Source organism: Micromonospora sp. NPDC002411, assembly GCF_053592955.1.
On the sequence record NZ_JBSFBM010000352.1, the window covers coordinates 1 to 6,748 of the forward strand.

Genomic DNA, 6,748 nt, shown 5'->3' on the forward strand with positions numbered 1-6,748 from the left:
GGCGACACGACGCCCCCGAACGAGGCTCCGGCAGCGCTGGCCGAGCAGTCCGACGGGACGGACCGGCCGGACCGGGCCGACGAGCCGTCGGGAAGCGGTAGAACGGGTGACATGAGGGAGACGGTGGGATGACCGCGCCGGCGGATGGCAAGAGCCCGATCGAGGTCCTGCTCGTCGAGGACGACCCGGGTGACGTGCTGATGACCCAGGAGGCGTTCGAGGAGCACAAGCTGCGCAACCGGCTGACCGTCGTCTCCGACGGCGCCGAGGCGCTGGCCTACCTGCGGCGGGAGGGTCAGTACGCCGACGCGGTCCCGCCCGACCTGATCCTGCTCGACCTCAACCTGCCCCGCCGCGACGGCCGGGAGGTGCTCGAAGAAATCAAGAAGGACGAGGAGCTGCGTCGGATCCCGGTCGTGGTGCTCACCACCTCCCAGGCCGACGAGGACATCCTGCGCAGCTACCAGCTGCACGCCAACGCCTACGTGACCAAGCCGGTGGACTTCGAGCGCTTCATCTCGGTGGTCCGCCAGATCGACGAGTTCTTCGTCAGCGTGGTCAAGCTGCCGCCGCGTGGCTGACACCCTGCTCGACGACGTCGGTGACCTCCTCCGGGAGGCCGCCGACCAGGTCGTGCTGCCGCTGTTCCGCAAGCTCGACGACGACGACGTGTCGGAGAAGGCACCCGGTGAGGTGGTCACCGTCGCCGACCGTCGCGCCGAGGAGCTGCTCTCGGCGGGGCTGCGTCGGCTCCGGCCGGGCTCGATGGTCGTCGGCGAGGAGGGCGTCGCCGACGACCCGGGGCTGCTGCGGCACCTGCGCGACGGCGGGGACGTCTGGTTGGTCGACCCCGTCGACGGCACCGCCAACTTCGCTGCGGGACGCCGGCCGTTCGCCCTGATGGTGTCGCTGCTGACCGACGGGCGACCGGCCGCCGGCTGGATCCTCGACCCGCTCGCCGACACCCTCGCCGTCGGCTCGGCGGACGACGGCACCCTGCTCAACGGCCGACCGGTGGATCGCACCACCTCGACCCCACCACTGGGTGAGCTGCGCGGAGCGGCGATGACCCGGTTCCTGCCGCCGGAGACCCGGGACCGGGTCCGCGCCGGCGGTCGGCAGCTCGGTGAGCTGCTGCCCGGCCAACACTGCGCCGGCCGGGAGTACCTGGACATCCTCACCGGAGAGCAGCAGTTCGTCCTCTTCTGGCGCACCCTGCCGTGGGACCATGCGCCGGGCACCCTGCTGGTCCGCGCCGCCGGTGGCGTCGCCCGCCGTTTCGACGGCGCCGACTACCACCCGGCCGACGACGACCGCGGCCTGCTCGTCGCCGCCAACGAACAGGTCTGGGCCGAGGTCCGCGACGCCCTCCTCGACAGCTGATCCGCGCCCTGCGCGACGACGCCGAAACGCTCTGTCGACATCTGGGCGGCCCGGCGGTCGAGGGGCTGGTCACCAGGCCGTCGTCCGGTATCGTGACCGGCGGTCTCCGCCAGCAGGCCGCCGACAGGCGCCGGCGGGGACGCCGCCGCAGTTGGTTCACCGGCGGTCGACGGAAGGACGCTTTCGTGCCCAGGACCAGGCTTCGCCCGCGGCTCGGCCGCCGCGCCCTGTTCGCTCTGCTCGCCACCGTCGCGTTGGTGCTCGGCGGTGCCGCCGTGCCCGCGTACGCGGAGCCCGGCGAGGGCGGCAGCAAGAAGCTCCAGGACGCTCTCGAGTTGACCGCCAAGGGCCACATCGAGGCGAAGGCCAAACTGGACAACTCCAAGCGCCGCCAGACGGCGCTGGCCGGCGAGCTGACGACTGTCGAGGGTCGGATGGTCGGGCTGACCGCCCAGGTGGGCGAGGTAGCCGCACAGTCGTACCGGGTCGGCCGGCTCACCCCGGCGACGATGTTGCTCAACACCAGCACGCCGCAGGCGTTCCTGGAACGAGTGAGCGACCTCGACCTGATGGCCCAGCGCGACGCCAAGCGGCTGCGTGACCTCGTCGAGGCCAAGGAGCAGGCGCAGCAGGCCAAGGTCGCCATCGACGCCGAGGTCCGCGAGCAGCAGAAGCAACTCGCCGTGATGGCGAAGAAGAAGAAGGAGGCCGAGGCCGCGCTCGCCGAGGTCAGCTCGGGCAGCAGCAGCGGTTTCAGCGGCGGCAGCTCCGCCTCGGCGACGCCGGCCCCGCGTAACTCGGACGGGTCCTGGCCGTCGGAGTCGTGTTCGGTGAAGGACCCGACCACGTCCGGCTGCATCACCCCGCGCACCCTGAACGCGCTCAAGCAGACCCAGGCGGCCGGCTACAAGCGGCACGTCTCCTGCAAGCGCAGCGGCGGTGGTGGCGAGCACCCGAAGGGTCGGGCCTGCGACTTCTCGGCCGCCACGAACGGCTTCGAGGACAAGAACGCGACCGGCGGCGACAAGTCGTACGGGGACAGCCTGGCCGCCTGGCACGTGCGCAACGCCGACCGCCTCGGGGTGCTCTACGTGATCTGGTACCGGCAGATCTGGCATCCCGGCACGGGGTGGCGCTCGTACAGCGGCAGCGGCAGCCCCGCCGCATCCCACACGAACCATGTTCATCTCTCGATGTACTGACCCGAAGCACCAGCTTCGCTGCGTACCATCGCGACGATGAGCTCCCCACCGTCCGACGTAACGGCCCCACCAGCGTCCCCGGCCTCGCCCGCTCCGGTCACCGGCCGGGCGTTGCCCAATGGTCTGGCTGCCTTCCTGGTCTTCTTCTCCAGCGGGGCCGTGCTGGTGCTGGAAACCGTCGCGCTGCGCCTGGTCGGCCCGTACGTCGGGGTGACCCTCCAGGTGACCAGCTCGGTGATCGGCATCGCGCTGGCCGCCATCGCGTACGGGGCGTGGTCCGGTGGTTGGCTGGCCGACCGGCGCAACCCGCGTGGCCTGCTGGCGCCGGCGCTGGTGCTGGCCGGCATCGCCACCGCGATCACCCTGCCGGTGGTCCGCTACGCCGGTGAGGTGCTGCGCGGCGGGGCGGCCAGCGGCATCCTGCTGCTGGTAGCGCTGGCCGTGTTCGTGCCGGCCGCGCTCCTGGCCGCCGTCACCCCGCTGGTCGTGAAGCTCCAACTCGCCGACCTGCGCCGCACCGGCCAGGTGGTCGGTCGACTCTCCGGGATCGGCACCCTGGGCGGCATCACCGCCACCCTGCTCACCGGATTCGTGCTGGTCGCCGCGCTGCGCAGCACTGTCATCCTGCTGACCCTCGCGATCGCGCTCGGGCTGGTCGGTATCGGTCTCGGCTGGTACCTGCGCCGGCAGGAGCCCACCGAACTGCCCGGCCCCGCCCGGACCAGGGCCGCGTTGGCGGTCCTCGGCCTGGTCGGGGCGGGGCTGACCACGATCGCGCCGAACCCGTGCGACATCGAGACGGCGTACCACTGCGCCCGGGTCGCGTCGGACCCGGACCGGCCCACCGGTCGGACGCTCCTGCTCAACTCGGCCCAGCACTCGTACGTGGACCTCGCCGACCCGAAGCACCTGGAGTACGCGTACACGAAGTGGATCGGTGCGGTCGCCGACGTCGCCGCGCCGGCCGGGCGGCGACTGGACGCGCTGCACCTGGGCGGCGGCGGGTTCACCGTCCCGGGCTACCTCACCGCCACCCGGCCGGGCACCGAGAACGTGGTGTTCGAGATCGACGGCGGCCTTGTCGAGCTGGGCAAGCAGGAACTGGGCGTACGCACGGGCCCGGAGCTGCGGGCGGTGGTGGGTGACGCCCGGATGCTGGTGGCCGGCGAACCGACGGACAGCCGGGACCTGGTCGTCGGTGACGCGTTCGGCCACCTGGTGGTGCCGTGGCACCTGGCCACCCGGGAGATGGCGGCCGAGATTCGGCGGGTGACCCGCCCCGGCGGGGTGTACGTGCAGAACGTCATCGACTACCCGCCACTGCGGTTCATCCGCGCCGAGCTGGCCACCGTCGGGGCGGAGTTCCGGCACGTCGCGTTGATCGCGCCGCCGGAGGCACTCGCCGAACAGCAGGGCGCCAACTTCCTCATCGTCGGCTCGGACGCGCCGCTGCCGCTGGAGGCCGTCCGCGCTCGGCTGAGCGAGGTGGACCCCAAGGTCAGCCTGCTCTCCGGCGCGGAGCTCACGGAGTTCGTCGGCTCGGCGCTGGTGTTGACCGACGACTACGCCCCGGTGGACCAACTCTTGGCGACCGCCTGATCGGGTGACTTTCCTGACCGATTCCGATCCAACGGGTGTAGGTGTGTCCAGCCTGGGCAACAACGGCCACCATGGGCGGTGGGGACCGGAACAACGCGCAACTCCTCGATGAGCGGTACCGGCTCGTCGAGCAACTCGGCGCGGGCGGCATGTCGGTGGTCTGGCGTGGCTACGACGAGGTGTTGGGACGCCAGGTCGCGGTGAAGGTGCTGGCCTCGCGGCTGGCCAGCGACCGGGCCTTCCGGCACCGGATCCGGGTGGAGGCGCAGGCCGCGGCGCGGCTCTGCCACCCCAACATCACCAATGTGTACGACTATGGCGAGTCCGAGCAGGTCGGCCTGACCGTGCCGTACGTGGTGATGGAGTTGGTCGACGGAGCCTCACTCGCCAACCGGTTGGGCCGGGAGGTCAGTCTGCCGTGGCGGGAGGCGGTGACCATCGGCGCCGAGGTCAGCTCGGCGCTGGCCACCGCGCACGCGCGTGGTGTGGTGCACCGTGACGTCACCCCGGGCAACGTGATGCTCACGCCGACCGGTGTGAAGGTCGTCGACTTCGGCATCTCCGCGCTGGTGGGGGAGAGCGAGAAGGGCCCGGACGGCGCGCTGCTCGGCACCCCCGCGTACCTCGCTCCGGAGAGGTTGGACAACGGCCAGGTCTCCCCGGCAACCGACGTGTACGCCGTCGGTCTGCTGCTCTACCGGATGCTCACCGGTCGACTGCCCTGGCAGGCCAGCACGACCACGCAGATGCTGCGCGCGCACATGTACAACGACCCGGACCCGATGCCGCCGGTGCCCGGTCTGCCGGACGAGGTGACCGACCTGGTGCGGCGGTGCCTGGCCAAGCGGCCCGGTGACCGCCCGGCGACCGCGGAACTGGCCCGGACCCTCGCCGAGGCGGCCGGGATGCTTGCCGCGGTGCCGGTCTCGCCGGCCGCCGGGCAACTGGACCCGGCTGCGCTGGCCAACGCGGGCACGACGATCCTGCCGTGGTCCGCGGCGACCGACGCGTTGCCGCTGTCCCGCACCCGCAACCGGAGCCGGCGGATGGACCGGCGTCGCCGGCGGGTGGAGGCCGGGGTGGCAGCCGTCGGCCTGATCGCTGTCACCGGCGCCATGTGGGGCTTCACCTCGCGCAGCCCGGCCAGCGGCGACGACCGGCCGACCACCGAGGCGCGGATGGGCCTGCCGCAGGCGGCGACCTGCGACGTGACGTACGCGCTGCGGGCCGACACCGGCAAGGACTTCGCCGCCGAGCTGACAGTGACCAACACCGGCAAGCAGGAACTCCGGGACTGGACGATGAACTTCACGTTCCCCGGCCAGCAGACCGTGACGAAGGCCGAGCCGACGTCGGTGCAGCAGCAGGGGAGCACGGTGCTGATCCGACCCGCGGCCCAGCGCACCACTTTGGCGCCCGGCGCCGCCGAGAAGCTCACCCTGTCCGGCACGTACAGCGGGGCCAACCCGCTGCCCGTGGAGTTCCGACTCGGTGACGTGACCTGCGGGGTACGCGTCTCCGGGGTGGCCGGCAGCGTCCCGTCCACCGCACCGGCGACGACGGCGGCCACCACGAAGGCACCGCCGAAGAAGGCGACGACTCCCAGCGGCGCCGGCGGTGGCACCGCCCAGAAGGCGAAGCCGCCGAAGCCCGGAAAGGGGCCCGGGAAGGCCGGCGAGGCCAAGGGGCAGGGTGGTCCGGGAAAAGGGTGAAGGCCCCTGAGGGGCACGGTGGGCCGAAGAAGAAGTGATGGTCAGCGTCGCCCCGCGAACCGCTGGACCTGGTCGATCCCGCCCTCCACGATCAGCACCCCGCCCTGCGTGAGGGTCGTGTCGTCCGAGGCGTACCGGAAACGCTCGCCGGGCACCTTCGCGCCGATCACCCGGACCCCGGAACGCTCGTCCGGGCGCAGGTCGAGCAGGGTGCGCCCGACGAACGACTCCGGAACCCGGACGGTGGCGATCGCGAAGTCGTCGTCGAACTCGACGAAGTCCAGCAGCCGGCTGACGATCAGGTGCGCCACCCGGTCACCGGTCTCCGCCTCCGGGAAGATCACGTGGTGCGCGCCCACCGACGACAGGATCTTGGCGTGTTTCTGCGAGGTGGCCCGCGCCCAGATCTGCGGCACACCCAACTCGACCAACGCCAGCACGGTGAGGACGCTCGCCTCCACCGACGCCCCGATGGCCACCACCGCCCGGGCGAAACTGGCGACGCCGAGCTGACGGAGCGCCCCCTCCTCGGTCGAGTCGGCCTGGACCACCCGGTCGATCTTGTCGGAGAAGCGCTGGACCTGGGCCGGGTTGCGGTCGACGGCCAGCACCTCACGGTCCATCCGGGTGAGCGACGCGGCCAGGTGGCAGCCGAAGCGACCCAACCCGATCACCACGATCCCGCCGCCGTCAGATCGTCTCGCGGACACCTCGACCCTCCTCGCCTCTCGGGCATGTTTCATAAGAGCTGGCCGGCCTGCGGCGGGCCCGGACGACGCCCGGCGGCGTTGGGGGGGGGGGCGGGGTAGAAAACGCGATCACTCGGGCCCCCGCCGCGGGGGGGGGGTCGGC

General features: G+C 72.0%; 6 protein-coding genes. 5 read left to right on the forward strand and 1 reads right to left on the reverse strand.

Annotated features, from left to right (window positions below):
- The first annotated feature begins 128 nt into the window (after positions 1 to 128).
- The 5 genes from ACWCO3_RS29240 to ACWCO3_RS29260 all read left to right on the forward strand — a co-directional run bounded on the left by ACWCO3_RS29240 (position 129) and on the right by ACWCO3_RS29260 (position 5,896).
- Entirely contained in the window at positions 129 to 581 is a 453-nt protein-coding gene (locus ACWCO3_RS29240; RefSeq protein ID WP_145778821.1) for a response regulator, read from the forward strand.
- The gene (locus ACWCO3_RS29245) at positions 574 to 1,383 is read left to right on the forward strand and encodes an inositol monophosphatase family protein (RefSeq protein WP_145778822.1); all 810 of its coding nucleotides are present in this window, start codon (positions 574 to 576) and stop codon (positions 1,381 to 1,383) included. Before ACWCO3_RS29240 ends, ACWCO3_RS29245 begins: the two co-directional genes overlap by 8 nt.
- 185 nt (positions 1,384 to 1,568) lie before the next feature.
- A complete protein-coding gene (locus ACWCO3_RS29250) occupies positions 1,569 to 2,585 on the forward strand; it encodes a coiled-coil domain-containing protein (RefSeq protein WP_423438224.1) in 1,017 nt (338 codons plus the stop codon).
- A 36-nt stretch (positions 2,586 to 2,621) separates the two neighbouring features.
- Positions 2,622 to 4,184 carry a fused MFS/spermidine synthase gene (locus ACWCO3_RS29255; protein WP_450013114.1) on the forward strand — a complete coding sequence of 521 codons (1,563 nt, stop codon included), beginning with the start codon at positions 2,622 to 2,624 and terminating at the stop codon, positions 4,182 to 4,184.
- A gap of 71 nt (positions 4,185 to 4,255) precedes the next feature.
- On the forward strand, positions 4,256 to 5,896 hold the full coding sequence (locus ACWCO3_RS29260; RefSeq protein WP_450013116.1) for a protein kinase domain-containing protein: 1,641 nt from the start codon (positions 4,256 to 4,258) through the stop codon (positions 5,894 to 5,896).
- Positions 5,897 to 5,937: 41 nt separating this feature from the next.
- Here ACWCO3_RS29260 and ACWCO3_RS29265 read toward each other — a convergent pair whose 3' ends face one another.
- Positions 5,938 to 6,606: a potassium channel family protein gene (locus ACWCO3_RS29265; protein ID WP_145778825.1), complete on the reverse strand. Its 669-nt coding sequence runs from the start codon at positions 6,604 to 6,606 to the stop codon at positions 5,938 to 5,940.
- Between the last annotated feature and the right edge of the window lie 142 nt (positions 6,607 to 6,748).

Excerpts from the sequence above, each read along its gene's own strand:
- ACWCO3_RS29240 (WP_145778821.1), top strand. The coding sequence starts at position 129 with ATGACCGCGCCGGCGGATGGCAAGAGCCCGATCGAGGTCCTGCTCGTC.
- ACWCO3_RS29255 (WP_450013114.1), top strand. The coding sequence starts at position 2,622 with ATGAGCTCCCCACCGTCCGACGTAACGGCCCCACCAGCGTCCCCGGCC.
- ACWCO3_RS29260 (WP_450013116.1), top strand. The coding sequence starts at position 4,256 with ATGGGCGGTGGGGACCGGAACAACGCGCAACTCCTCGATGAGCGGTAC.